The sequence below is a fragment of the Yersinia sp. 2541 StPb PI genome, assembly GCF_052217145.1.
In the GTDB taxonomy this organism is placed as follows: domain Bacteria; phylum Pseudomonadota; class Gammaproteobacteria; order Enterobacterales; family Enterobacteriaceae; genus Yersinia; species Yersinia enterocolitica_E.
In genome coordinates this window covers 884419-911167 of record NZ_JAZGQB010000001.1, presented here as the reverse complement: position 1 = coordinate 911167, position 26749 = coordinate 884419, and the positions used below count along the sequence as shown (strand labels likewise).

The following is a 26749-nucleotide window of genomic DNA, read 5'->3' as shown; positions in this document are numbered from 1 at the left end:
TTCTCATAGCCGGTGAATAGCTTATTCAGGCCGTTATTCAATATAAATGCTGAAATATTGCCCAGCTTATGAAAATCCTTTCAAAAAAATGCGTATTAAAGCCAATTTAAGCTAGCTACCTTGTTTTGGTAAACCAATTTTAAAAACTTATCAGTCCGGTTAACTTTGATTAAACATACAAAAAACAAATATTATCAATAAGTTGAGTTTTTTAAATCGAGTTTAATGTGAACGGAGTCACATTAAAACTCAGCGTAATCTTAATAACCGAGAATAGATCATACCAAAACAATAAGTTGGTCCGGTTAATTTACTGCCGACTAACATCAGGAGGCTGGGATGAGTGTTGAGATTAATCAATCCGCTAAAGTTGTCGAGCGGCGAAAAATAAAATCATTACGCTGGTGGATGCTGGCACTATTTCTACTCGGGGTCACCGTTAACTATATTACCCGTAACTCTCTGGGTATTCTGGCCCCTGAGTTAAAAACCAGCCTGAATATGACCACTGAACAATACTCGTGGATTGTGGCGTCTTTTCAGTTGGCTTACACCGTCTTCCAGCCACTCTGCGGTTGGCTGATTGATGTCATCGGCTTGAAAATGGGGTTCCTGATCTGCGCCAGTGTCTGGGCGGTGGTATGCATGATGCACGCAGGGGCTGGTACCTGGTTTCAATTGGCGGTGCTGCGCTTCTTTATGGGTAGTGCTGAAGCGGCGGCAACACCGGCAAACGCCAAAGCGATTTCTGACTGGTTCCCGAAAAAGGAACGCCCCATTGCTGCTGGCTGGGCGGGGGTGGGGTTCTCTATTGGTGCGATGTTAGCCCCACCAATTATCGTATTGGCTCATGTGGCTTTCGGCTGGCAAGGTGCATTCTTATTCTCCGGTGCTTTGGCTATGGTTTGGGTTGTGCTGTGGTGGCGTTTTTATCATTCACCTGACACCCATCCAAACCTGAGTAAGGAAGAGTTTGAACTGATTCACCAAGACAATGAACCGGTACTCCCTCGACTGCCTTTCCTTAAATCATTGGCTATTCTGAGTAAGAATAAGAAATTTTACGGTATCGCTATCCCGGCATTTTTAGCCGAGCCAGCATGGGCAGTATTTAGCTTCTGGGTTCCACTTTATTTGGCAACCGAGCGGGGCATGGACCTGAAACAGATTGCCATGTTCGCCTGGCTCCCCTTCCTGGCGGCAGATATCGGCAGTGTTGCCAGTGGCTATTTAACCAAACTCTACCAAAAATGGTTCGGTTGCAGTCGTATCAACTCAGTGGTTGCCAGCTCCGTAACCGGTGCCTTTATGATGGTTTCACTGGCCTTTGTTGCCATCACCAAAGACCCTTATCTGGCTATTGCTTTAATCTCTATTGGTGGCTTCGGTCATCAGGTTATCTCTTGCATGCTCAGTGCGTTAGTAGTTGATTCTTTTGATAAAAACCAAGTGGCCACCGTCAATGGTCTGCGCGGCTCTTCCGCCTGGATTGCCAGCTTCCTGTTTACTTTATTGATTGGGGCCGTATCCGACACCATTGGCTTTAACCCGCTGTTTATTGCTATGGGTTTCTTCGATTTGATTGGTGCTGTGTTCCTGGTTGCCCTGTTTGCTGAGCGCCGCAATAAAACACAACCGGTTGCCTGATGCTATTAACCCGGCAACGGTGCACCCGTACTGTTGCCAGAAAAAAGATGAGCTGTGATGAAAATATTAAAAAACTGGCAGTTAATAAATCAATATCCCGACCATTTGGAATTACTGGTCGATGATCATCATATATTTTGTCTGTATATATTAGAGCCAAACCTCTGCCGTGTGCTGATTAAAAAGAATGGTGAGCTGGCCTTAAACCGCACCTGGAGCATTGCCCCACAAGGCGACGTGCCATGGTCTGGCCGTGACCGACTTAGCCTGGACGGTTTCTCCATCCCAGGTTATCAATTGGAACACCATGAACAACAGTTGATAGTCACCACTGAATGTTTGCGGGTGACCATTTATCAACCGCTATATCTGGCATGGGAATATAAAAATCAGCACGGCGAGTGGCAGCCACTGGCGGCGGATCGGCCCACCAGCGCTTATTTACTCAGCCCCCATGGAGAAGCCATTGCTCACTATCAGCGGCGATATCCCAATGAGCAATATTACGGATTAGGTGAAAAGGCCGGTGATCTTAACCGTGCGGGTCGCCGCTTTGAAATGCGCAATTTAGATGCTATGGGTTACAACGCCGCCAGTACTGACCCACTCTACAAGCATATCCCGTTTACCATCACTCGCCGTGATGATGTCAGCTTTGGTCTTTTTTATGACAATTTAAGCAGTTGCTGGTTAGATTTAGGGAATGAGATTGATAACTACCATCTGGCCTATCGCCGCTATCAGGCTGAAGCTGGCGATCTCGATTACTATATGTTCCTCGGCCCGAAAGTGTTGGATGTCACCAAGGCATTTGTCCGCCTGACCGGCAAAACCAAATTTGGCCCCAAATGGAGCCTTGGGTACAGCGGTTCAACCATGCACTACACCGATGCTCCCGATGCACAGGTGCAATTGCAAAAATTCATTACACTCTGTCAGCAGCATGATATTCCTTGCGACTCTTTCCAGCTCTCATCGGGCTATACCTCAATCAACAACAAGCGTTATGTTTTTAACTGGAATTACGACAAAGTGCCGCAGCCCAAGGTGATGAGTCAGGCTTTCCTGCAAGCGGGCATTAAGTTAGCCGCCAATATTAAACCGTGTCTATTACAAGATCACCCACAATATCAGCACGTTGCCGAACGCGGATTATTTATTCGTGATGGCGAAAGCGGGTTGCCAGAGCGCTCTTCATTCTGGGATGATGAAGGCTCCCACCTTGATTTTACCAATCCGGCAACCGTGGATTGGTGGCAGGAGAATGTGACCAAACAACTGCTGGAGATGGGGATCGGTTCTACCTGGAATGATAATAATGAATATGAAGTGTGGGATGGTGAAGCGCGCTGCAATGGATTCGGTGAATCTATCGCTATCAAACATATCAGACCGGTAATGCCTTTGCTGATGATGCGTGCCTCAATGGAGGCTCAACAAGCATTTGCACCAGATATACGCCCGTATTTAATATCACGCTCTGGTTGTGCCGGTATGCAACGCTACGCCCAGACCTGGAGTGGTGACAACCGTACCAGTTGGCAAACGCTGCGCTATAACATCCGCATGGGGCTGGGGATGAGCCTGTCAGGGTTATACAACCTCGGCCACGACGTCGGTGGTTTTTCGGGTGACAAACCCGAAGCCGAGCTATTTATTCGCTGGGTACAAAATGGCGTGATGCATCCACGATTTACTATTCACTCATGGAATGACGACCACACGGTAAACGAGCCCTGGATGTACCCTGCTGCCACGCCGATGATTCGTGATGCTATGGCGCTGCGTTATCGGTTACTGCCCTATTTTTACACCTTACAGTGGCAGGCCACCCATGATGATGAGCCTATGTTGCGCCCTACTTTCCTCGATCATGAGCACGATAGTGGCACGTTTACAGAAAATGACGACTTTATGCTGGGTCGCGACTTGTTAGTTGCCAGTGTGGTAGAAGCCGGACAACGCCTGCGGGAAGTGTACTTACCTGATAATAGCCAGCCTGATAATAATGGCGGCTGGTATTGTTTCCACACCGGCCAATGGTATGGCGGCGGGCAAAAGATCATCCTTGATGCGCCACTGGAGCGTTTGCCACTATTGGTACGAGCCGGCGCAGCGCTGCCGCTGTCACGCCGCATCGCCTTTGTTAATGCCAAGTTGGACTCACAACGCGAGTTGGCACTCTACCCCACCAAGGGCGCGGGGCGATCGAATGGAATGCTGTTTGAAGATGATGGCGAAAGCCACCGCTGGCAGCAGGGCCATGCATTGTGGCTGAGTTGGCAGGTGACTACCGATAATCACCGTATTGATATCACCTTTGCGCGCACCGGCAGCTATCAACCGGCGTGGCGTGAATTATCCGTTAGCCTGCCCGCAAATGAATATCGCAAGTTGTATATCAATGGTGTCGCCGGTAACGTATTGCAATTAAGCCAGTTAACTTAACCCACTGATAGCCAATAAAGAAACGGGTTCCATGCCAGAACCCGTTTCTTTTCCATTGATAACCTACCTGACTAGCGCAGCAGTTTTAACGCGCCAGTCAATGATCGAATCCATTTTTCTGGCCCGACCAATCCCAAACCATCGAGCTGTTCATCACAGAGAGAGTGTTGCGGGAACGTATCTGCATAATCCTGAAAGCTGTGCATTGCACGCGCAAATGCCGGGAAAGGCACAATTGCCCGTTCATTGGTCGCCGCCAATGCTTTCAACAACACCTCTCTCATCTGCGAAGCATTTGCCTGTAAAATAGGTACCGGTAATTTTGAGCTAACATCAATTTCTTTCCCCCCTGAATCGGACAACATTGTCCCCGCCAGTTGCGGAAATTTTGCTGCTAAACCAATCCCTACCGCGCTGGTGGTATTGGCAATTAAACCAACAGGGAGTTCAGGGTTAACCATAATCGCGATCCGCATTTGCTCTGCCACAGCCACTGTCCTTTTACCGATAATATTTGCTCATAATCATATCCCTCGCTGGCAGGTAAGTGCTTTCTTTTATCACCTGAATTCAGCTAATATTGGTAATACATTCCCAAATAAAATAACAATCAGGTAGAAAATGCCATCATCACTCATAACACCGGCAGATATTAAAATACTGAAACAGTTACAGCATGCTGGCCGTATGACGAACCAGGAGCTGGCCGATAAAGTCGGGATGGCAACCTCCCCCTGCTGGCGGCGGGTAAAGCAATTAGAAGAGAGCGGAATTATTACCGGTTATCAAGCCAATATCGATCGACGAAAAATTGGTTTGGGAATCTTGGCATTTATTCGGGTGAAAATTGACAGCCACAGTGAAGAAGAAGCCAAGCTATTTGAAATGCAGGTAGGGGAGTTAACGCCGGTTATCGCTTGCTATGCTGTCGCTGGAGATGCTGACTTCCTGCTGCAAGTGGTCGCGGAAGACCTCGATAGTTTCTCCACTTTCGCCATGTCAGTTATCCGCCGATTATCGGGCATTAAAGAGATGCAAACCACCTTCGTCCTGCGCGAGGTAAAACCACTCGATCATTTGCCGCTGGAATAGATAAATGCTACGACCAGGCTATGGTGTTCGTATAGCGGCTAGTTATCGGTAAAGAGAGGTCAGCTAATCCCCCACTTATCGGCCTATGCCGCCAGCACCCTATTTCGCCCTGCCGCTTTTGCACGGTAAAGAGCCTCATCCATGCGTTTGAATAAGCTATCAGTATCTTCGCCAGCCTGATGTTGTGCTACACCAATGCTTACAGTGAGTCGCGGCATATTGGGTTGACAGACTAACTGAACAGCCTCACGAATAGACTCCGCCACTTGTAATGCGCCCGCTAAATTGGTTGAAGGAAGCAGAATGGCAAACTCTTCGCCTCCCCAGCGGAAAATCATGTCACTTTCACGAATGCGAGATTCCAGGGTTCTTGCCAGTAATATCAAGACTTCATCACCCTTATGATGCCCGTGCAAATCATTTACTTGCTTGAAATGGTCTGCATCAACCAACATCAAGCTGAAGCCTTGTGCATAACGTTGGCTTTGCGCATTAGCATGTTCAACAAGATTAAAGAATTGCCGCCGATTCCCCAAGCCAGTCAGTGGATCCCGTAAGGCCGCATCTTCTAATGCCTGTTCAAGGCGTTTTTGTTCAGTAATGTCATGAATGATACAAAGCATTAACCGCATACCATCCAACTCAACGGGGCCGGCGTAAGTTTGCACGTGACGGGTATTTCCATCGGCTAATTTATGGATGAAGTTGAGAGGCTTGTGCCCACCAGGTAGCTTGGCCACTTCACGCATTACGGGCAAAACATCCTTACCCATGGTATTAATTTCCCAAGTATGTTTCATACACATCTCATCCCGGGAATAACCATAGAAACGGGTTGCTGCTTGATTAGCATCCACAATTTGGCCATCGTCCGATGGATCAATCAATAACATCGGGGCGGTGTTGGTGTCGAAAAATTGCTCATAAAAACCCCGTTCGTCGCGACAGTAGGGTTTAGAGCACAATCGACCGACATTGGGGCGAGTAACCTCCGCACCTGCAATATAAAGCCCTTCGAAAACAATAACGTCTCCGTGCGGTTCCAATTGTGTCAAAGAGAGCCGACAACTCAGGGGAAAGCTATTGCCTGCTGTTTGAATAGTCCAGATTTCAACGATTTGATCTTCTTCTGCCAAAGCCGGCAGGTATGCATCCAAATGCTGCTGTGCATGTGCTGAAAACCGGCCATTGCGCAGTAACTGGAGTGGGCTATCACCTGCAATTGTTCGGGCTTCCTTGTTAGCAAAAAGTATTTCCTGATTTTTGGGTAAAACGACCCAAACAGGCGTGCTCAAAATATTTAACGCATCTAAGTAGGCTATCAACATAGGGAATACCGATAGATATTTGGCATAAGAACAGAATACAGTTAATTACTTTGGTTTCACTACTTTTTAACGGCCGGCAAACAAACAGATCAGAGAGAATCACACTTCCTTCTTTTGTAGGTTATTCAGCGTAAAAACAATCACCTTCTAGCCGTAAATAGCGAGTGAATGTGATCTTTAAGCGATCTGATTCGTCACAGGTTAGTACCAACAGAACTGAACGTATCGGGTGTTTTATCGTTCCTAGTGTTTTGGCTGGTTTTGAAGTGAGGAGCATAAAGAATCGCTCCTTTCAGTATCGCGATATCTGCGTTAACGTGCTCACGGTATCGAGCGTAATTTCATATTCCGAGAAGAGGTTTATAAAATAAAACAATAAGTTAAAAAGAAAAAATACAATCGAATCAGATTAATAATGCGTTTTCTCTCACATCTTTTTCAGAAAGTGCTCGCGTAGGCCCCTCTCCGTTGCCAAACTCGCTGAATATCCCAACAACTAGGGAGGGAATTCTCATGGGTGTGCCACAAACCAAATTAGAACTCCTATTAGCAATAGACAAAAACTTTAATAAATTGTCAGGTTATCTCGCATCAATTCCGCCCGAATCAGCATCAGATGAATCAATGGAAGGACATGCGAAAGACACTGTAATGAGCGTTTGCAATCTTGTCTCCTACTTACTTGGCTGGAACAATTTAGTTATCAAATGGATAACGCTTGATGAAGAGGGAAAGCCTGTTGATTTCCCGGAAACGGGTTATAAATGGAACCAACTGGGTCTTCTCGCCCAACGGTTTTATCGCGACTATAGCTATTTGGATTTACGCTCGCTAAGCAGCCAACTACAGAACGCTAAAAGCGAAATCGTTGAATTGATCAATAAGCGATCTGACGATGACCTGTATGGAAAAGCTTGGTATGGCAAATGGACCATGGGAAGAATGATTTCTTTCAATACATCTTCCCCCTACTCCAACGCCTGCGGCAGGTTAAGAAAATGGGCAAAGGAAAACAACCTCAAGCTATGAGGGAAGCTGCCGGGAAAGTGGGGCGCGTAAAGTGGTTCTCCTGGGTTTGGTACCTCCTCTCAGGTATAGCGTTCAAAAACTGCGACGACGTCCTTATCTCTGCACGACAAACTGGTTACCAGACTCAACCAGATGGCTATGTGCGCTTTGACTGGCGCGGTAAACCTATGGAAGGGGAGTTTTACCGGTATGAGTCGTTTGGCGCTGAAATTGATCCTAAACTTGGATATGTCCGGCCATTTGGTAAAGCGTTCAGACAGCAACTGGTTGATAATTTACAGGTAACTCAGAGATAGCCTTAACTCCACACCATGACTTTTCATTACCCGGAATTAAAAACGTGCCAGGGAGGCTCCCGGCGGCGTTTGGTGCATGTCATGGTTTATGTCTGCAACGTGCATTGACGATATCTCCTCATCCGGCCCCTGCCAGAAAACGGTGATGAAAATAGGATGGCCTGCCAGAAAAGCCAAGGCTAATTTTCCAACAGTGTGAAAACGAGCGATTGGAAGGTGCCGGAAAACGGTCGTTTATTGGCAGCGAAACCGGGAGTAGCATTACTGGAACAGTTTGGCAAAGTTGATTATTCTTTTGTGTTCAACTTTCAAATAAGAATATGAACTAATGCGAACCCGTCGAGCCGCAAGATTACTGATCATCAACAACACTAATGACGTGCTACTTTTCCGCTTTACACATACTAGTGACGCGTTAGCAGGAAGTTCTTACTGGGCAACTCCCGGCGGTGGACTTGAAGGTCATGAAACTTTCGAACAGGCTGCTATTCGAGAGCTTTACGAAGAAACGGGAATAAAACGGGACTTCATAGGTAGCGCGGTCGGGAACAGCACTTTTGAAATGCTTCTTCCAAAGGGTGAAACCGTTAAAGCAGAAGAACGCTTTTTTGTCGTGAGGGTTACCGATACGAGCATTACTCAGGAAGGTTGGAGTCAACATGAAAAAAGTGTTATTTACCAGCATCATTGGTGGACTAAGGATGAACTTAAAAACACCAAGGAAACGGTTTATCCATTGAATATTTTGGAAATGCTGTCTGATCTCCACTAGTCACCTGTCGTTTGTTGGCGCTTAAGTCGAACTTGAACATGTTAGGTTGAAACCTTCATTCACTGAGGATAATTGAATGATTAAAGACGCGATTTTTTCACCGTGTGGTAAATATCGTTACTCATTATCGAGAGTCTGGGACGAATCAAAACCGTATACACTTTTCATAGGGCTTAATCCTTCATATGCAGATGCGGAGAACAATGATCGCACATTAAGTCGCTGCATATCATTTGCCAAAAGCTGGGGCTACGGTGGAGGCTATGTGGCCAACCTATTCGCTTTTGTTCACACTCAACGCTTCGAGATGATGAAGGTTGTTGATCCAATTGGTGCGGATAACGACAGCCATTTAATACGGTTATCGCCGCCATCGATGCCGGTAATCTGTTACCGGTGGCGCTGGCATGCCGCACCCGTTGGCCTCGCGCGAAAATCATCATTGCCGCTGATAATGATGTGAACCCGCAAGGTGCTGCTAATACCGGCCAACTGGCCGCAGAAAAAGTGGCCAGCGTGGTCGATGGTTGGGTGACACTGCCGCCGACCCCGTATAAAGCCGATTGGGATGATTACCGCCAGCAAGCCGGTACCGGGCAGGCGCGTAACAGCTTCTATCATGGTTTGTATCAGCCGCCGCCGGAGAGTCAAGCATCTGAAAATAAAGAGTTATATCCGACATTATCGCAAATGGCCGCCAGCCAGCGCGGGCAGTTATTGGCCGAACATTACGGGCAGATTGCGGTGCATACCGAGAGTGAAACGGTTTATCACTATGATGGCGAGCGCTGGGATAAGCTGCCCGATGGTGTGTTGCGGCGCGAACTGGTGATGATTTTCAACGCCAACGACACGCCTTATTCACCGGCCGGTATCCGCAATGCCATTGAAGCGATGAAGCTGCAAATCCCGATCATGGCCGAGCCGTCGCGCCACTTGATCGGCTTTCAGAATGGGGTTTATGACCTGAAAGCCAGACAGTTCCGGCCGCATTGCGCCAATGATTGGTTGCAGCATCATAACGACATCATATTCACCGAACCGCGACCAGACGAAAATCTGGCACGCCACGCCCCCCATTTCGCCAAGTGGCTGGCCCATGCGGCCAATGACGAATTACCCAAAATGGCCCGCATCAGAGCCGCGCTGTTCATGATCCTGTCTAACCGCTTCGACTGGCAATTATTCCTCGAGGTCACCGGCGAGGGCGGCAGCGGGAAATCGGTATTCACCCACATCGCCACCTTGCTGGCTGGCCGCCAGAACACCGCCTCCGGCAATATGGCGGCGCTTGATCAGGCCAGAGGGCGCGCGCAGTTTGTCGGCAAAAGCCTGATTACGTTGCCCGATCAGGTGAAGTATGTCGGTGAGGGGGCGGGTATCAAGGCCATCACTGGCGGAGATTTAGTGGAAATCGACGGCAAATATGAGAAACAATTCAGCACTTTAATAACCGCCGTGGTGCTGGCGACCAATAACGAACCGATGAGTTTCACTGAGCGGCAAGGCGGTATTGCCCGACGGCGGGTGATTTTCGCGTTCAACCATCCAGTGAAAGAGGCGGATAAAGGTCCGCTGATCGGCGAGAAAATCGCGGCAGAACTGCCGGTGGTGATCCGCTGCCTGCTGGCCGAATTCGCCGATCAGGACAATGCGCGAAAGTTGCTACTTGAGCAGCGAGATTCACGGGAGGCGATGGGGGTTAAGCGGGATGCCGATCCGCTTTATGGCTTCTGCGCCCACATTGTCGAGCTGGGCGAAGCGGTCGGTATGTATATGGGAACGCTGGCAATTTCCCCGCGCGCTCCGCGTATTTATCTGTATCACGCCTATCTGGCTTATATGGAGGCTTACGGCCATCAGCGTTCATTATCGTTAACCAAATTCGGCAAAGACTTTCCCAAAGTAATGAAAGAATTCGGTGCAGAATACAAAAAAGCCAGAACAGACAAAGGCTTCCGCTACAACATGGATTTATCCGACACCGCCAATGACTGGCTCCCCGCTCTGGCACTGCCCCACCATCCGCAACCGGAAGAGCCACCCCACTAATTATTTCTCACCTCTGGCTTATTCAGAGTGTTCAGAAATATATTTAATTGATTGAAATACAAAGATAAAAACCGACTGAATAGTTTACCAATAACTGTTCAGTCAGTATTCAGAGGCATTCATTAATTCGTGGATGGCAGGTATTAAAAACTGAACACCTGAACAGTTGCTGAAGAGTCTGAGGGGGAGTATTCAGAGAGGTTGAGGCCAGAGCGGGCGCGGGTTGTGGGGGTGATCTTGTTGCTTGGTGAAGGGGGTGAATAGTGTGGGGGTGGGGGGAGAAGATGGGGAGTAGGAATGTTGCGTTATATCCCTATCCCATAAGCCGCAAAAATCACATTAAAAAGTATCTTACCCCCCAAACAACTACCTGATTTCATTCAATAACTCAGGGTGTTTATCAAGCACTTGCAACAATTTTATCGTTGATGGATGTGGCAACGCCTTACCCTTTTCGTAACGCGAAAAAGCATTCACTCCACCTCCAAAAATCTCACTAGCTTCCCGCTGGTTTAGACCCAATTTTTTTCGCACCTGCACAATATATGCGGGTGCAATCGATTCTGTATTAACCATTTTTCGCAAAAGCATTGTTTTTGCTGCATAGGTATCGGACTCAGCTTCAGTCATGATTGTTTCACCGCATGCCGGGCAATGCTGTCCTATCACGCCTTCGACGATGAACTTACGCCCTTTATAGGTAAAGGGGACGTCACGCGCTTCGTGGATTAATTCTGCACCACCACAAACTGGACATTTCATCATTAAAACTCCTTAAACGAGACAATCAAAACATCATCGATAACCGTGATTTTCAAATAAACTCTACCGCACGAAAGCATGGGGCGGTAAACATCCTGCCAAATCGTATGATCTTGATGTGTCGTCATACTTTTATAAAAATCAGCGCTAGTCAGTTCGCAAACTACATCACATATATCCCTAAAACTCAGCCCCAGCTCTTCAGCGCCATCTCTGGCAGTTCGAGTCGATTTAACATTCCCTTTCAATACCAATTCTTTTACTTTTAGTAAACGAGTATGCGGAGTCCGTTTCTCCATTTCATTGCCATCCTTGAGCAAGTTTTACTCAATAAATATAACCTACTAGGTTATTTATAGCAAGAAAATAACCTAGTAGGTTTGTTTTGCATATGATTTAATAAATATCAATAAGTTATGGTTATTGATGTGACGAAGCCAGTCATTTTTATTACAGCATTTACAAAATCATCTGTGCCGCCCGGCATTTATAAATTGCTGCTAATTTCTCTCTGGTTTTCTTCTGTGGGCGAGAATCTACGGCTTCCCATTGAGATACCGCGGATTGGGTGGTGCCAAGTAGTTCTGCTATTTCATATTGCGAAAAACCACGGTAGATACGCCATGCAGCCAGCAAACTGACACCATCGTTTACCATGATTTGAACAACTTCATTCGGGATGGTCTGATCATCATCGTGATCAGCAACATAGGGAATATCCTCGTACTTCGCATTAGAGATAAGTTGCTGGTACTCGGCGATGGGTAAAACCACAAACTGAGGCTTTCCTGTTTCATCATGAATGTATTGTAGTTTTGCCATCTTATTCACCTTAGTTTAGAAAAATAACGCCATGCCTTTGAGGGAAAACCTACTGAGCCAACCTAATAGGTTGTTGTGGTTCGGCGTTTAACTTCCTGAATCGTACATATCACAGGAGTTCCCTCTATAATCTGAAAAATAATCCTGTAATTTCCCACTCGCATCCGATATTGGCTATCACCGGTCTGTAACTTTTTGATATCCAAATCAACAGCAGGGAAATCTGTCAGTTTATTCACTTTTTCACTGATGGATTTTCGATATCTGACATCTATTGAAAGTAACTGCTTAACCGCTTTCCTCGACCAGTCAACCTTGACCATCGTTTCCTCACTTTTATAAGTGATCACATCCGCTGTTATGGTCAAATAGTAAAGCTATATGTAAGTATGGTCAACACAAAAACCTAATTATTTACTAATTTTAATCTTATTTAAAACTGATTTTTGAATCCAAATAATAATTGATATCGATGCATTAAATACATATTACACGCACAAATGCGGCCCTCTCGCATCTACAAAAATGTTTGTCCTAATTTACCACTGGTTAATTGAACAGTAGAGAATGGCCGGATATAGTGCCCCCACAGCGGCAAAATCCGTTGCTGGGTTTAGCAGCCTGAGACAAAACAGAGCGCACAACCGCGCAGGCGGTTACTATGTGCGGGTACAGTTACACCTGTGAAAAAGCAATGGTGGGCTGGACGGGGGCATCGAAAGATGCGCCGGGTTCTCTGTTGACCGGTTACGCTAACCTCGTTCAGCTCACCACCCTCTTGAGGTTAGCGTCTCTTGGTGGTGATTTTAAAGCCATCAACTGAGAGGTTGTCATCATGGATTCGACGACTAAAGCCCCTTGCCGTACCGCTTTTCTTCACCCGCCAGCATCACTGGCCGCCACTCTCCGGTCGGAGGTGCGCCATGTACGATAACTCGCCCCGCGAAGTGGAAGACCTCATTGATCATTGCCGTGCGCTCATTTACGCCGTTGTCGTGCTTGATCAACCCGCTGCAAAAGAAATACTCAATCTCGTCCTATGGCAGCAAATAGACCTGCTACATCAAACATATCATCAAGCTATCAGTGAGCCTCTCGAGGCCGAATAACCCCTAAATGCAAAAAGGCATCGTGAGATGCCTTTAAAAAGTTTGGATAACTATTTCAGCCAGATAGCAAATATCCCTCCCCTATGCCCGTTTCCCAAATCTGCCATGAATTACATTCTCACCATTTTCCAGGCTATCCATATAGTCGGCATACCATTGCAGCATTTCTCTACGACCATCCAGATATTGAGCGTGATTATAGGTGCCGCGAATACTGTTTTTATCGACGTGTGCCAATTGTGTTTCTATCCAGGCCGTATTGAAACCCTGCTCATGCAAAATAGTGCTCATTGTGTGGCGAAAACCGTGGCCGGTGGCCCTGCCGCCATAACCGATACGTCGGATTAGTACATTGAGTGTCATCTCACTGATAGGCTTGCTGTGCTGTATTCTGCCGGGGAACACAAACTGATAGCGCCCGCTGATAGGTTGAATCTGCTTTAGTATCGTAATGGCTTGATCCGGAAGCGGCACCATATGTGGCCGACGCATCTTCATTCGCACCGCGGAGATCTCCCATAAGGCATTATCAAAATCAAACTCTGCCCATTCGGCCTGCCGCAATTCACCCGGGCGGGTACCGGTGAGGATCAGCAACCGCATAGCTAATTTAACCAACATGCTGCCGCTATAACTGGCAAGGTTAGAAAGAAATTCAGGGATTTCATTAATCGTAAGATGTGGATAGTGTTCGCGTTTTTGGGGAGCAAAAGCACTGGCAAGGTCAGGGGCGGGATTATATTCGGCTCGGCCTGTGATGATGGCGTATTTCCAAACCTCACCACATCGCTGCCGAACCTTACGCATTTTCTCAGTGGCACCCCGTTTTTCTAACTTGGACAGCACGGCCATTAGCTCAAGTGGTTTAATTTCTTTGATTGGCCGGTAACCGATATATGGAAAAACGTCTCTTTCAAACGTGCTCATCATTTCTAAACGATAGGATTCAGACCATCTATCATAACGCCGCTGATACCACTCTCGGGTGATAGCTTCAAAGGTATTACTACCCTCTCCTTGCTGCACTAACTTTTGTTCTTTTCTTAAATCACTGGGGTTAATACCCACCATAACCAGCTTTTTAGCCTCATCCCTTTTTCGCCTTGCCTCAGTTAGCGAGACAGCAGGATAAGTGCCCAATGAAAGCATCTTAGGTTTGCCAGCAAAACGGTATCTGAAGCGCCAACCTTTCGAGCCATTTGGCTCCACCAGCAGCGACAATCCATTACCATCCGCTTTGGTGTAGGGCTTCTCTTGGGGTTTTGCACAGCGTATCTCAAGGTCCGTGAGTGCCATGTGTATAGAATCCAGAGTGTATAAAACATGATGTGTATAGAATCCAGAGTGTAGAGAATTTCTATACAGATAACGATACACGTTTGTATGTGGATTCCCGTGAGCAACAATAGCCGTCAAGAGACAACAACAGTGGCCTAAACCTTGCTATGGCTGGGTTTGATGTACTTCGGGAGATACTGCAAGACGTTAGATTGGAGCGGGTGAAGGGAATCGAACCCTCGTATAGAGCTTGGGAAGCTCTCGTTCTACCATTGAACTACACCCGCTTCGGTGTGCGGTTTGCATTATAACCGGTTCTTTCTCGTGGGCAAGCGAAGATATGGTCTAAGCGCCGGTATTTTAAGCGATTAGATTAAACCAAGTATAACTATGGCGGTTTTTGCTTAGTAAAAAGGGTGCCGTAGCACCCTTATAGATTACCGCTACCACAATAAACTTATTTAACCGGACGCATCGCTGGGAACAGGATAACGTCACGGATGGTGTGGCTGTTGGTAAACAACATCACCATACGGTCGATGCCGATGCCCAAACCAGCAGTTGGCGGCAAACCATGTTCCAGCGCGGTGACGTAGTCTTCATCGTAGAACATCGCTTCATCATCGCCAGCTTCTTTAGCACTAACCTGATCAGCAAAACGCTGAGCCTGATCTTCAGCATCATTCAACTCTGAGAAACCGTTACCAATCTCACGGCCACCGATAAAGAACTCAAAGCGGTCAGTGATAAACGGATTATCATCATTACGACGTGCCAGCGGAGAAACCTCTGCTGGATATTCAGTAATGAAAGTAGGCTGAATCAGGTGGCTTTCTGCGGTCTCTTCGAAGATCTCGCATTGAACGCGGCCCAGGCCCCAGCTCTTCTCAACTTTAATGCCTAATGACTCGGCGATAGCCAAAGCTTTGTCCATATCGTCCAAATCTGCCACATTGGTTTCAGGGCGATATTTGCAAATGGCTTCTTTCATGGTCAGTTTGGCAAAAGGCTTACCGAAATCGAATGTCTGCTCACCATACTGCACCACACTGCTACCCAATACGGTTTCAGTCAGAGTGCGGAACAGCTCTTCAGTCAGCACGATCAGATCTTTGTAATCCGCATACGCCATATAGAGTTCCATCATGGTGAACTCTGGGTTATGACGCGGGGAAACGCCCTCATTACGGAAGTTACGGTTGATTTCGAATACACGTTCAAAACCACCCACAACCAGGCGTTTCAGATACAGTTCTGGCGCGATGCGCAAGTACATATCGATATCCAGCGCATTGTGATGAGTCACAAACGGACGCGCTGAAGCACCACCTGGGATCACTTGCATCATAGGGGTTTCGACTTCCATGAAGCCTTTTTCCACCATGAAGCTACGAATACCAGACATCACCTGCGAACGAACTTTGAAAGTATGGCGAGATTCATCGTTAGCGATCAGATCCAAATAACGCTGACGGTAACGGGTTTCCTGATCAGCCAAGCCGTGGAATTTATCCGGCAGCGGACGCAGCGCTTTAGTCAACAGGCGCAGTTCGCTACAGTGGATAGACAACTCACCGGTTTTAGTTTTAAACAGCTTGCCACGAGCACCCAGAATATCGCCCAGATCCCACTTTTTGAATTCTTCGTTATAAACGCCTTCCGGCAGATCATCGCGGGAAACGTACAACTGAATACGGCCACCGACATCTTGTAGTGTGACGAATGATGCTTTACCCATAATACGGCGAGTCATCATACGGCCAGCCACGGTGACTTCGATATTCAGCGCTTCTAACTCTTCATTCTCTTTACTGCCGTACTCAGCATGTAGCTGGTCAGAGAGGTGCTCACGACGGAAATCATTAGGGAACGCAATTCCCTTTTCCCGCAGCAAGGCCAGCTTTTCCCGACGAGCTTGTAACTCACTATTGAGTTCTGGTTCTTGCGCTTGCTCAGCGACTTGTGGTTTTTGCTCTGACATCTCAGTTCCTCATAGCCCGGCTTTCAAACTTGCTTCAATGAATTTGTCCAGATCACCATCCAGTACCGCTTGCGTGTTACGTGTTTCCACGCCGGTACGCAAATCTTTGATACGGGAGTCATCCAGTACATAAGAACGGATCTGGCTACCCCAACCGATATCAGACTTATTGTCTTCCAGAACCTGTTTATCAGCATTTTTCTTTTGCATCTCAAACTCATACAGCTTCGCCTTCAACTGTTTCATCGCTTGATCTTTGTTCTTATGCTGAGAACGGTCATTCTGACACTGAGTCACGATATTGGTCGGAAGGTGGGTAATACGTACCGCAGATTCCGTTTTGTTGACGTGCTGACCACCCGCACCGGATGCGCGGTAAACGTCAATACGCAGATCTGCCGGGTTGATTTCGATATCAATATCGTCATCAACTTCTGGATAGACAAAAGCAGAACTGAAAGAGGTATGACGACGGCCACCGGAGTCAAACGGGCTTTTACGAACTAGGCGATGAACGCCAGTTTCAGTACGTAACCAGCCAAAGGCGTAATCGCCGATGATCTTAATGGTGGCAGACTTCAGGCCTGCAACATCACCATCAGATTCTTCGATGATTTCAGTTTTGAAGCCTTTTGATTCAGCCCAGCGCAGGTACATACGCAGCAGCATGCTGGCCCAGTCTTGGGCTTCAGTACCGCCAGAACCCGCTTGTAAATCCAGGTAGCAGTTGGCGCTATCATATTCACCAGAAAACATGCGGCGGAATTCGAGCTGGCCCAGCTTGCCGTCAAGGATCTCTAACTCGGCAATGGCTTCGTTAAAAGTCTCTTCATCGTCAGCTTCAATCGCCAATTCCAGCAAGCCGGAAACGTCTTCCATACCTTGATCCAATTGATCAATGGTCGAGACAATCTCTTCTAGCGCAGAACGTTCTTTACCCAGCGCTTGCGCACGCTCAGGTTCATTCCAGACGTCGGGCTGTTCCAGCTCGGCGTTTACTTCTTCCAGTCGCTCTTTCTTGGCATCATAGTCAAAGATACCCCCTGAGAACGTCTGTCCGATCAGACAGGTCCTGAATTCGGTTTTTTACCGGGTTTATTTCAAACATGGTTTTGAGTCTTACGTTGAGTCGTAGATGACGGAATGTCATTATACCCGTCATACTTCAAGCTGCATGGGTGTTGGCTGTCTTCGTTCACCCGGATCATTGACTGACGTCAACTCATCGGAATTTACTCAGTTGCCGCCTTCCTGCAACTCGAATTATTTAGGGCACAGAATTGGTAATTCTAACGGATCTGTCCGGCGGTTTATAGCTCGTTGACTATATTTCCTGCTTACTTGAAATCACAGTGGCGTTAACGCGACTTATTCACCCGAATCACTGGCCTGAGCCAGCTCATCGGTGTTGCCTAATAAGGCCACAAATGCTGGACCAACAACTGAACACTACGATTACCACGATATTCATTGATATCGAGTTTGTAAGCCAGCTTAACCTCACGCACACTGCTGTCCGGCCATAAGGTGGTATCGATATTAAACGCAATACCATCGAGTAGCGGACCGCCATTTAGCGGCTCAATCATCAGTTTTAGATGACGCTCCCCCACCAGCCGTTGCTGCAAAATACGGAATTTGCCATCAAATGTCGGTTCTGGGAAAGACTGCCCCCAGGGGCCACCATCACGCAACAACTCCGCCGTTTCCAGCGATAATTCGTTGCCTTTCAGTTCACCATCGGACCAAATAACGCCTTCCAATTGTGAGGCATCCATCCATTCACCGACTAAATCGGCAAAACGCTGACGGAACTCATCGAATTTATCTTGTTCCAATGATAATCCCGCCGCCATTGCATGGCCGCCAAACTTCAGCATCAATCCTGGGTTCAATGTATCCAGTCGCTCAAGAGCATCGCGCATATGTAACCCAGCCACACTGCGCCCCGACCCCTTCAGTAACCCCTCACCCGCTGGGGCAAAAGCAATGACTGGCCGATGAAAACGTTCTTTGATGCGCGAGGCTAAAATCCCTACCACACCCTGATGCCATTCTGGATGGTACATCGCAATGCCGTAGGGCAATGTCGTGCTGGTACGTTCCAGTTGGTCGCACAGTTGCAGCGCCTCAACCTGCATCCCCTGCTCTATCTCTCGGCGCGCCTGATTAAGGGCATCCAAATCGATTGCTAAAGCTCTGGCCTGAGCGATATCGTCAGTGAGAAGAAGTGCAACCCCAATAGACATGTCATCGAGACGACCAGCAGCATTAAGCCGTGGGCCAAGGGAGAAGCCGAGATCATTGGCAGCCAATTGACGGGCATCACGGTTGGCGACTTCCAATAGTGCACGGACCCCTGGACGGCATTTCCCCGCACGAATACGGCTTAATCCCTGATGGACCAGAATCCGATTATTGGCATCCAGTGGCACCACATCCGCAACCGTCCCCAGCGCCACTAAATCCAATAGTTCAGCCAGATTGGGCACGGCTAAAGCTCGTTGCTCAAACCAACCACTCTCTCGCAAACTGGCGCGCAATGCCAACATCAGATAGAAGGTAACACCCACCCCAGCCAGTGATTTGGAGAGAAAATCACAACCAACCAGATTCGGATTAATGATAGCTTCAGCCGCTGGCAAGGTTTCACCCGGCAGATGGTGGTCGGTAACCAGCACCTGAATGCCCAAGGCATGGGCCAAATCCACCCCGGCATGAGAAGAAATACCGTTATCAACCGTGACGATCAATTCCGCACCACGGGCAGCGACCTGTTCAACCACTTCCGGGCTAAGCCCGTAGCCATCGTCAAAGCGATTGGGCACCAGGTAATCAACATTACTGCCACCCATGCTGCGCAAAGCCAGTACTGCCAGTGCAGTGCTGGTGGCACCATCGGCATCAAAATCGCCGACAATCACGATACGCCGTTTGTCAGCCAGTGCTTGCTGTAACAGGGTAACCCCGGCATCAATGCCATCGAGTTGCTGCCAGGGCAATAGACCTTTTACGCCTCGTTCCAGTTCTGTCGCAGTTTTAACCCCACGACTGGCATAGAGGCGGCGCAGCAACGGATGCAATTGCGCCGGTAAATGGTTGTCATCCGCCGCCTCACGACGACGAAGTTGAGTTTTGAGTGTCACGGGTGATTAACCCGCCGCTTTTAAGGAAGCCTGATGCTTATTCAGCATTGCCAACATCTCTTTCGGCTCCAGATAACCGGGAACGATAGTGCCGTTTTGCAGCACAATCGCAGGCGTGCCCTGAATACCAAACTGCACGCCGAGCTGGTAATGCTTGCTAATGTCTGTTTTACAGGTAGCCGGTGATATCTCGGTACCTTTCATTGCTTCATCGAACGCTTTATTACGATCAGCCATACACCAGATGGATCGCATATCTTTTTCTGCCTGAGAACTTAAGCCCTGACGTGGGAACGCCAGATAACGCACAGTAATGCCCAGCGCGTTATAGTCTTTCATCTGCTCATGCAACTTATGGCAGTAACCACAGGTGATATCGGTAAACACCGTAACAACATGTTTTTCCTGCGGTGCTTTATACACAATCATTTCACTGCTTAATGCTTCAAGTTTTTTCACCAACATCTGATTGGTCACATTGACTGGCTGGCTACCGCTCACATCATACAGTGGCCCTTGCAACAGATGCTGACCGTCGGCTGAGATATAAAGCACTCCGTTTTCGGTCATCACCGTGCTCAAACCTGGGATCGGCGAAGGCTGGACATCAGCTTGCTGAATATCTAATTTTTTTAGCGTCTGTTGGATAGCGGCATCATCTGCGTTAACCGGGCCGGCGAATGCGGCGATGAACACCGGCAGTAACAATAAACTTTTTCTCATTTATGAATCCTATCTCTTTCCACACAACATCGTTTTTCTACAAAACAATCATGCACGTGGATGATGCTGTTGATGTAGCTGTTTCAAACGTTCCGTAGCTACATGAGTATAAATCTGGGTTGTCGACAAATCGCTGTGGCCCAGTAACATTTGTACCACACGCAGGTCAGCACCGTGATTCAGTAGGTGCGTGGCAAAAGCGTGCCGTAATACATGGGGTGAAAGCCGTTCACTATCAATACCTGCAAGGATCGCATAGTGTTTGATGCGATGCCAGAAAGTCTGTCGGGTCATTTGCTGGCTACGATTGCTGGGGAACAGCACATCTAGTGACTGGCCATTAATCAACCATGGACGCCCATGCTCCATGTAGTTTTCAATCCAGTACACCGCTTCTTCGCCCAATGGCACCAGCCGCTCTTTATTTCCTTTACCAATAACCCGCACCACCCCCTGACGCAGGCTGACATCACTGATGGTCAACCCCACCAGCTCCGATACCCGCAAGCCCGTGGCATAAAGCACTTCCAGCATGGCTTTATCGCGCAATTCTAGCGGGATATCAACATTGGGTGAGTTGAGCAGCCTATCAACCTGTGCCTCACTTAAATCTTTAGGTAAGCGTTGCGGCAATTTAGGTGATGAGAGCAGAGCCGTCGGATCATCTTCACGCAGCTTTTCGCGGTATAAATATTGGAACAGACGACGCATCGCACTGAGTAAGCGTGCCGAACTGGTCGCTTTATAGCCGCCTTCAATGCGCTCAGCAAGAAAGGATTGCAAGTCCTGCGAACCTGCACGCAATAAATCACTGCCGTGATGTTCTAACCATCCGGTTAATGCATGTAAATCCAGACGATATGACGCTAGTGTATTCTCAGCCAGGTTTCTTTCCAGCCATAAGGCATCAAGAAACTGTTCAATCAGCGGGTTATTTTGCTGTTGCATTGTTGTTTCTCTCTTTGATTGAACTCAAGCGCCATTATGCCTGATGACGAGACAAATCTGGTACACTCGATGCTATTCCTTATTAGTAATGCTATGGCTATACATCATGAAGATTGGTCTCTTTTACGGCTCCAGCACCTGCTATACCGAAATGGTGGCAGAAAAAATCCGCGATATTCTTGGCGAAGATTTGGTTGATTTGCACAACCTGAAGGATGCCAGCCCCCAGTTAATGGAAGCCTATTCCATCCTGATTTTAGGTATCCCTACCTGGGATTTCGGCGAATTACAGGAAGACTGGGAAGCCATCTGGCCACAGTTAACGCAGCTTAATCTGAAGGGAAAGATTGTCGCCATGTATGGCATGGGCGATCAATTCGGATATAGCGAATGGTTCCTGGATGCTCTTGGTATGCTGCACGATCATATCGCCCCACTGGGAGTGGAGTTTATCGGTTTTTGGCCGACGGAAGGGTTTGAATTTACTAGCCCAAAACCACTCAGCGCCGATGGTAAACACTTTGTTGGTTTAGCATTGGATGAGGTCAATCAATACGATTTGAGCGAAGAGCGCATCGAGCAATGGTGTGATCAAATTCTCTTAGAGATGGACGCGCTGCTGTAGTCAGCCAAACGGGCACCTGATGTGCCCGCTTCTGTATCCCTTGCGTTATATCAATCCCATAAGCGAAACGCGTCGGTACTGCTGCCCTCTACTGCTACCGGTTTATTCACCGTCTTATCGGTATTGGCTTCGGTCGATTTCTGCCCGGTCAATAGCTGTGGGTTAGCCACTTGATACCAGTCTAAATGCCGGGTTAACACCATCACTGCGGCCAGAATAATAAATAGCAACCCTGCGCCGAGTAACAATGCATTGTCTTCCGATTGCAGCAAGCCAAACAAAACCCCGTACAACAGCAATAAACCACCAGCAAACAATCCGCCTCGCCGCCACCCGCCCAGCACCGCACTCAGGTAGATAGCGATCAACAAGCTGCAACTCAAACTGGCGATAGTATAAGCCAGCGTGAAGCCAAGATGTTCAGAGAACGCCAGCAACATTAGGTAGAACAGCACCAGGGCGGCCCCCACCAGCAGATATTGAATTGGATGCACACGCAGTGAGGTTAGACTTTCAAACAGGAAGAAGCTGAAGAAAGTGAGGCCAATAAACAAAATGGCATACTTAATGGCTCGTTCGGTTAACTGGTAGTGATCGACCGGTTCAATCAAGCTGGTGCTAAAAGCGGGTAACTCATTGAAGTCGACATGTGGGTCATCACCCGCAAAGTTGATATTTATGTTGTTGGCCAGCCAGTTAGTGCTCCAATGGGCACGAAAGCCTTTTTCGTCCACCTTGCGCTGCAACGGTAAAAACTCGCCGACAAAATTAGGATGCGGCCAATTGCTTTGTAAGGTTAGCTCACTGCTACGCCCGATAGGGACTACCGACAGACTATTGGTGCCAGTCAGCGTCAGTGTAAAGCTAATATCAAATTTTTTCTGTTGAATTTGCGCTAATGAAAGCTCTGCATGAACACCTTGCGCAGTCCGCCCCAGGAAAGCACCGGGTTCGAAGTTAATTTTTTGGCTGCCCACCGTGAGTGGCGAAATTTGCTGTATACCCCGCGAATCGCTCAGCGCCACCACCAGTGACGGTCTGCCGATAGTGACGCCGTCATGTATCAAGTCGTCCAATGCCGTAGCGTCAAATTGCGCGTTGAAATTAAGCGCCCCCTGATAAACTTGCGCTTTATAAATACCCAATCGCCGCACATCAACATCCGGCGCACCGCTAACGGTCATGACCTCCGGCAGTATGTAGCGACTGCGATTAACCCACTCTCTCTTTTTTTTGCCATCAACTTCGCTTTCTACCCATTCGCTATAAGGCACCACAATTAGCGGACCAAGGATCTTCTGCGATCGGCTGGTGCTGTCACTGACTTTATCGATAACACTTTGCCGATAACCACTGCGTTCAGAGATAACGTTCAGTAACATCTCTTTCGGGATCATCATCAATAGAATTAAGCCCAGCAATGTGGCTATTTTCCAAAACAGTACGGACTTGAACATGACTTGCGCTCCTTTTAAGGTCAGGAGAGCAGCTTAAGTCAGTGAAGTGAAAGCAGAATGAGGCTATGTGAAGTGAAGGTGAAGTCAGCCAATCATGTGGCATCCAGCGGCAACGTTAAATAGGCACTCACCCCTTGTGGCAAGCGGTTCTCCAGCGAAATCCGCCCGCGATGAATAGCGGCCACCTCGCGCACAAAATTCAGCCCCAAGCCAGTACTTTTCGGGCTATCGGCCCTTGGTAATGAATAAAAACGGTCGAAAATTCTCTCTTGAGCGTAATCGGGAATACCGCTGCCATTATCTTCAACTGTTATCAGATACTCACCCTCATGCCGCTCGCCACTAAGTATCACGGCCCCGCCCAAAGGCGTGAAATCCAGTGCATTATCAATCAGATTGGTCAGTGCCTGGCTGAGTAATAACCCATCCCCGGTTAATATTGCGCTATCGGCGCTTTTTAGTTGCAGGCAAATACCGCGGCTGACAGCCTGTGCCTCTTTCGCACTGAAGGTTTGCTTGAGTATGTGACTGATATCCAATGGAGAAAATTGTAAATCAACCCGGCTCTCGAGCCGTGCCTGCACCAACATTTTATCTACTAGTTGCCGGATGCGTGCACTTTGCTGCTCAATATTAACAATAAACCGCTGGGCGGTGGCTGGCGGGGGCGACTCACGTAGCAGTTCAGCTGCACCGGTAATGGCGGCTAATGGGCTTTTCAGCTCATGAGTCATGGTGTGAACATATTGTTCGATGTAGGCTTTGCCATCCAATTTAAGACGCATACTTTCCAGTGCGCGGGCCAAATCATTCAACTCGCTACTGCCGATCGCTGGCAGCGCCACAACCTGCCCCTCGGCCACCCGCTCAGCGTAATCTACCAATTTGCCGATAGCGCGGTTTATCCACCATACGAAGCCCAAGCCAATCAGCAGAGCAATACCGAGCAAGACACCACCAGCCAACAAGATCTTACGCTCACTGCGTTTGATAACGGGCGCCATGGAAATATTGGGTTTACCCACACTGAGCACCCCAATGATTTTGTTTTCAGCAATGACCGGTGCCGCCACATACATTACCGAACTTTGTTCATCTGCGGGATTGGTACGGGTGCTGCGTGCGCCATATTCACCGCGTAGCGTCAGCCAAACATCATTCCAGCGCGAATAATCTTGCCCTACCGCTTTACCCGATGAATCAAAAATCACCCGTCCGTCGGTATCCGTCAGATAAACGCGATATTCGTTACGATCCTTGCGAATACCTTCAATATTGGCACCTATTGGCCGCAAATTTAGCGAAGCAAACGCTTGTGCCAATTGACCACTGGCAACGTTATCCAGCAGCATATCTTGCCGGGCAAACTGTGCCAGTAGTGTGGCGGTATCCACTAATGTGCCTTCGGTGGCGCGCCGGACGCCAGGTTTCACCTCTTGTACGAAAATACGAATAACAAAATAACCGGCAATGGCCACTATCAGAAAGTAACCTAGCAGTAAGCGCACGCCGATTTTCATCGCTGACTCTTCATCATCGGTAACTCAGACTATAGCCCAACCCACGATGAGTGCGGATTGGTGACTCCTCATCGTAAGCCATACGCAATTTTGAGCGCAGGGTTTTAATGTGGGTATCGACAGTACGGTCCTGACTCTCTTCTGCCTGCGCCCAAACAATATCCATCAGTTGCTGACGTGAAAATATGCGCTCGGGGGCCAGTAATAAGGTTTTCAGTAACAGATATTCATAGCGGGTGAGCCAGAGAGGCTGCTGATGATAGGTCACCCGCGCGCCGGCCTCATCCAGGGTGAAATCACCGAATTGATGCACCATAGCAGAGGCGGCCAGAATTTGTGATTTTTGTAAGCGCCGCAATACCGTGCGCACGCGGGCACTCACTTCACGGGGTGAGAAGGGCTTAGCAATATAATCATCGGCACCAATCTCCAGCCCGACAATGCGATCCAGTTCTTCACTACGGGCGGTAAGAAATACCACCGGCAGCGCGGGTTCGCGCGCCAATAGACGGCGGCACAGGTCAAAACCATTGATATCAGGTAAGCCAACATCCACTATCGCTAAAGCGGGCCGGCCATCCGCCAGTGCTGCCAGCGCCAGTTCCCCCCGGTCAAACCACCGGAGGGTAAAACCTTCGCTTTCTAAGGTATAAATCAGCGTATCAGCGATACTTGGTTCATCCTCTACCAGCCAGATTAAGGGTTTCATTGATTCATCCCCTCATCTGAGCCAAATGAATGCCGCAATAGCTGACATAATTGCCGCCACTCATCTTCTGACATACTGTCGGCGGCCAGCCACAACCGCTTACGGGCTGAACGGCTGCTCGACTGCTGTAGATTTAATAACACGCCATAACGGGTAATCCATGGCTGTTTGGCCACGATCCATTCGAGCCTTTTCCATAGTACCAAATTGCCGGGTTTCAACCGGATCTCGCCTTGACAGGACGTAATATTTTTCTGGCTGCGGATACACTCAAACACTACCAGCGTCAGCAATACCAACCACAATGCGGTATACCCTTGAGGCCAAGGCGCAACCAAGGTAAGTATCACTAAAACACCATGAGACAATAAAGAGAAGAGTTGAGTGTGCCAGGATACCCGCAAATCACATCGCCACTGGGCCACGGGCTTTATTTCGTGTTTGAATCAGTTTGACCATCTGACGCAGCTCGCTATCCTGCGGCTCCCCGTGATTCATCAGCCAGTTGAATAAGTCTGGGTCATCGCACTCAAGTAAGCGAATAAATGCCTGCTTCTCGTTATTACTCAAGCCATCATACTCATGTTCAAAAAACGGCATGATAGAGATATCAAGTTCACGCATACCACGACGGCACGCCCAGTGAATACGGGCCTTATTATCGATTTCCATGTCCTGATTGACTCCTCAGTGAAGGATATTATCCGAACCCAGCCGCCAATAAGCGCCTGATTCGGTGCGTTGCTAGAGTAACAATTTGATACATCCAACGGGAAGATTATCACCGTTGAATTGTCATTTTAAGATGCTAAATGCTCAGCAAATGCTGTTTTTTTCAAACACCTTTAACATGCTGTTGCAGAATCTGCGGTCATTGTACCTCAGATGTCGGTTAATTTAGATATTGGATAATAATGACCAATCCGTGGAATAACTGCTTGCAAAGCTACTCCGCTATTTTACCATTGGGACATAAGCTCACGGCACCGCCTTGGCAGGTGCTAT

Annotated in this window: 26 protein-coding genes, 1 tRNA gene and 2 pseudogenes; 11 read left to right on the top strand and 18 right to left on the bottom strand. The window is 48.1% G+C overall.

Translation table 11 applies throughout. The annotated features are described in order from the left end of the window. Nucleotides 1-339 precede the first annotated feature (339 nt). Nucleotides 340-1647: an MFS transporter gene (locus tag V1953_RS03910; RefSeq protein ID WP_083162785.1), complete on the top strand. Its 1308-nt coding sequence runs from the start codon at nt 340-342 to the stop codon at nt 1645-1647. A 57-nt stretch (nt 1648-1704) separates the two neighbouring features. Further along, nucleotides 1705-4095, top strand: a complete 2391-nt coding sequence (locus tag V1953_RS03905) for a TIM-barrel domain-containing protein (protein ID WP_442850674.1) — start codon at nt 1705-1707, stop codon at nt 4093-4095. Nucleotides 4096-4166: 71 nt separating this feature from the next. On the opposite strand, the gene V1953_RS03900 is transcribed toward V1953_RS03905, so the two are convergent. Then, entirely contained in the window at nt 4167-4589 is a 423-nt protein-coding gene (locus V1953_RS03900) for a DUF2000 family protein (RefSeq protein ID WP_442850673.1), read from the bottom strand. A gap of 127 nt (nt 4590-4716) precedes the next feature. On the opposite strand from V1953_RS03900, the gene V1953_RS03895 reads away from it, so the two are divergent. After that, the gene (locus tag V1953_RS03895; RefSeq protein WP_083162779.1) at nt 4717-5187 is read left to right on the top strand and encodes an Lrp/AsnC family transcriptional regulator; all 471 of its coding nucleotides are present in this window, start codon (nt 4717-4719) and stop codon (nt 5185-5187) included. A gap of 83 nt (nt 5188-5270) precedes the next feature. Here V1953_RS03895 and V1953_RS03890 read toward each other — a convergent pair whose 3' ends face one another. Then, nucleotides 5271-6515 carry a sensor domain-containing diguanylate cyclase gene (locus V1953_RS03890; protein ID WP_083162777.1) on the bottom strand — a complete coding sequence of 415 codons (1245 nt, stop codon included), beginning with the start codon at nt 6513-6515 and terminating at the stop codon, nt 5271-5273. A 513-nt stretch (nt 6516-7028) separates the two neighbouring features. Between V1953_RS03890 and V1953_RS03885 the strand changes: the two genes are divergently transcribed. The 5 genes and pseudogenes from V1953_RS03885 to V1953_RS03865 form a co-directional block, all read left to right on the top strand. After that, entirely contained in the window at nt 7029-7544 is a 516-nt protein-coding gene (locus V1953_RS03885; RefSeq protein ID WP_442820552.1) for a ClbS/DfsB family four-helix bundle protein, read from the top strand. Beyond that, on the top strand, nt 7514-7840 hold the full coding sequence (locus tag V1953_RS03880; protein ID WP_442820551.1) for a hypothetical protein: 327 nt from the start codon (nt 7514-7516) through the stop codon (nt 7838-7840). The genes V1953_RS03885 and V1953_RS03880 overlap by 31 nt, the downstream gene beginning before the upstream one ends. Before the next feature lie 328 nt (nt 7841-8168). Then, complete coding sequence (locus V1953_RS03875) at nt 8169-8612, top strand: NUDIX hydrolase (protein ID WP_442850672.1); 444 nt, start codon at nt 8169-8171, stop codon at nt 8610-8612. 76 nt (nt 8613-8688) lie between these two features. Beyond that, a pseudogene (locus tag V1953_RS03870) lies at nt 8689-8976 on the top strand (DUF1643 domain-containing protein); the annotation flags it as partial. Continuing rightward, a pseudogene (locus V1953_RS03865) lies at nt 8961-10664 on the top strand (primase-like DNA-binding domain-containing protein); the annotation flags it as partial. The pseudogenes V1953_RS03870 and V1953_RS03865, both read left to right, overlap by 16 nt. A gap of 366 nt (nt 10665-11030) precedes the next feature. On the opposite strand, the gene V1953_RS03860 reads toward V1953_RS03865, so the two are convergent. The 4 genes from V1953_RS03860 to V1953_RS03845 form a co-directional block, all read right to left on the bottom strand. Continuing rightward, entirely contained in the window at nt 11031-11429 is a 399-nt protein-coding gene (locus V1953_RS03860; protein ID WP_049562359.1) for a type II toxin-antitoxin system MqsA family antitoxin, read from the bottom strand. Next, nucleotides 11429-11725, bottom strand: coding sequence for a type II toxin-antitoxin system MqsR family toxin (locus tag V1953_RS03855; protein WP_049562361.1), 297 nt, complete (start codon nt 11723-11725; stop codon nt 11429-11431). The genes V1953_RS03860 and V1953_RS03855 overlap by 1 nt, the downstream gene beginning before the upstream one ends. A 160-nt stretch (nt 11726-11885) precedes the next feature. After that, nucleotides 11886-12248, bottom strand: coding sequence for a helix-turn-helix domain-containing protein (locus V1953_RS03850; RefSeq protein ID WP_020283553.1), 363 nt, complete (start codon nt 12246-12248; stop codon nt 11886-11888). A 62-nt stretch (nt 12249-12310) separates the two neighbouring features. Beyond that, nucleotides 12311-12571, bottom strand: a complete 261-nt coding sequence (locus tag V1953_RS03845; RefSeq protein ID WP_005166028.1) for a type II toxin-antitoxin system RelE family toxin — start codon at nt 12569-12571, stop codon at nt 12311-12313. Nucleotides 12572-12909: 338 nt separating this feature from the next. Between V1953_RS03845 and V1953_RS03840 the strand changes: the two genes are divergently transcribed. Continuing rightward, entirely contained in the window at nt 12910-13071 is a 162-nt protein-coding gene (locus tag V1953_RS03840) for an ash family protein (RefSeq protein ID WP_005174987.1), read from the top strand. Between the two features lie 100 nt (nt 13072-13171). Beyond that, nucleotides 13172-13357, top strand: a complete 186-nt coding sequence (locus V1953_RS03835) for a hypothetical protein (protein ID WP_186374462.1) — start codon at nt 13172-13174, stop codon at nt 13355-13357. Nucleotides 13358-13438: 81 nt separating this feature from the next. Here the strand turns inward: V1953_RS03835 and V1953_RS03830 are convergent, their stop codons facing one another. The 7 genes from V1953_RS03830 to xerD form a co-directional block, all read right to left on the bottom strand. Continuing rightward, nucleotides 13439-14653, bottom strand: a complete 1215-nt coding sequence (locus V1953_RS03830; RefSeq protein WP_442850671.1) for a tyrosine-type recombinase/integrase — start codon at nt 14651-14653, stop codon at nt 13439-13441. Nucleotides 14654-14848: 195 nt separating this feature from the next. Next, a tRNA-Gly gene (locus V1953_RS03825) sits at nt 14849-14922 on the bottom strand. 170 nt (nt 14923-15092) lie between these two features. After that, nucleotides 15093-16616 carry a lysine--tRNA ligase gene (gene lysS / locus V1953_RS03820; protein WP_083162773.1) on the bottom strand — a complete coding sequence of 508 codons (1524 nt, stop codon included), beginning with the start codon at nt 16614-16616 and terminating at the stop codon, nt 15093-15095. A gap of 9 nt (nt 16617-16625) precedes the next feature. Next, nucleotides 16626-17724 (bottom strand): peptide chain release factor 2 gene (gene prfB, locus V1953_RS03815; protein ID WP_102970535.1). Its coding sequence is split into 2 segments (ribosomal slippage): nt 16626-17648 and nt 17650-17724, totalling 1098 coding nucleotides; the frame shifts between segments, so codons are not numbered across the junction. 304 nt (nt 17725-18028) lie between these two features. Further along, nucleotides 18029-19762, bottom strand: a complete 1734-nt coding sequence (recJ, locus tag V1953_RS03810) for a single-stranded-DNA-specific exonuclease RecJ (protein ID WP_442850670.1) — start codon at nt 19760-19762, stop codon at nt 18029-18031. Nucleotides 19763-19768: 6 nt separating this feature from the next. Beyond that, nucleotides 19769-20485, bottom strand: a complete 717-nt coding sequence (gene dsbC / locus V1953_RS03805; RefSeq protein ID WP_083162767.1) for a bifunctional protein-disulfide isomerase/oxidoreductase DsbC — start codon at nt 20483-20485, stop codon at nt 19769-19771. A gap of 48 nt (nt 20486-20533) precedes the next feature. Further along, nucleotides 20534-21433 carry a site-specific tyrosine recombinase XerD gene (xerD, locus tag V1953_RS03800; RefSeq protein ID WP_005185989.1) on the bottom strand — a complete coding sequence of 300 codons (900 nt, stop codon included), beginning with the start codon at nt 21431-21433 and terminating at the stop codon, nt 20534-20536. Nucleotides 21434-21539: 106 nt separating this feature from the next. On the opposite strand from xerD, the gene fldB reads away from it, so the two are divergent. After that, nucleotides 21540-22058 (top strand): flavodoxin FldB, encoded by a 519-nt coding sequence (gene fldB, locus V1953_RS03795; protein ID WP_083162765.1) that lies wholly within the window; start codon nt 21540-21542, stop codon nt 22056-22058. Between the two features lie 50 nt (nt 22059-22108). On the opposite strand, the gene creD is transcribed toward fldB, so the two are convergent. The 5 genes from creD to sdhE form a co-directional block, all read right to left on the bottom strand. Beyond that, a complete protein-coding gene (gene creD / locus V1953_RS03790) occupies nt 22109-23515 on the bottom strand; it encodes a cell envelope integrity protein CreD (protein ID WP_083162763.1) in 1407 nt (468 codons plus the stop codon). A gap of 92 nt (nt 23516-23607) precedes the next feature. Further along, the gene (gene creC / locus V1953_RS03785; protein ID WP_420072881.1) at nt 23608-25035 is read right to left on the bottom strand and encodes a two-component system sensor histidine kinase CreC; all 1428 of its coding nucleotides are present in this window, start codon (nt 25033-25035) and stop codon (nt 23608-23610) included. Between the two features lie 13 nt (nt 25036-25048). Beyond that, nucleotides 25049-25744 carry a two-component system response regulator CreB gene (creB, locus tag V1953_RS03780; RefSeq protein WP_442850669.1) on the bottom strand — a complete coding sequence of 232 codons (696 nt, stop codon included), beginning with the start codon at nt 25742-25744 and terminating at the stop codon, nt 25049-25051. Beyond that, on the bottom strand, nt 25741-26169 hold the full coding sequence (locus V1953_RS03775) for a protein YgfX (protein WP_083162757.1): 429 nt from the start codon (nt 26167-26169) through the stop codon (nt 25741-25743). The genes creB and V1953_RS03775 overlap by 4 nt, the downstream gene beginning before the upstream one ends. Then, nucleotides 26150-26416, bottom strand: coding sequence for an FAD assembly factor SdhE (gene sdhE / locus V1953_RS03770; protein WP_083162755.1), 267 nt, complete (start codon nt 26414-26416; stop codon nt 26150-26152). The genes V1953_RS03775 and sdhE overlap by 20 nt, the downstream gene beginning before the upstream one ends. Nucleotides 26417-26749: the final 333 nt, after the last annotated feature.